The sequence below is a fragment of the Photobacterium sp. R1 genome (assembly GCF_054600795.1).
In genome coordinates this window covers 1-387 of record NZ_BAAHZP010000170.1, presented here as the reverse complement: position 1 = coordinate 387, position 387 = coordinate 1, and the positions used below count along the sequence as shown (strand labels likewise).

General features: G+C 51.4%; 1 pseudogene. It reads right to left on the bottom strand.

The window, feature by feature from the left end:
- Positions 1-387: pseudogene (locus tag ACYP03_RS24520) on the bottom strand (NADP-dependent phosphogluconate dehydrogenase); the annotation flags it as partial.

Below are 387 nucleotides of genomic sequence, written 5' to 3'. Positions count from 1 at the left end.
ACCTTTCAGCGAAGACAGGCAGCGCGCAAATACAGATTCGGTGATCAGTGTCAGCGGGATACCCATGTCCAGAGCATTAATGCCTGTCCATTTACCCGTGCCTTTCTGGCCGGCAGAATCCATGATTTTCTCAACCAGCGGCTCGCCATCTTTATCACGGTAAGCCAGAATATCAGCAGTGATTTCGATCAGGTAGCTGTTCAGCTCAGTCTCATTCCAGTCACGGAACGCCTGCTCCATTTCTTCGTGAGTCATCCCCAGACCGGTTTTCATGAAGTGATACGCTTCACTGATCAGCTGCATATCGCCGTATTCGATACCGTTGTGAACCATTTTCACAAAGTGGCCAGCGCCTGACTCGCCAACCCAGTCACAGCAAGGTTCGCC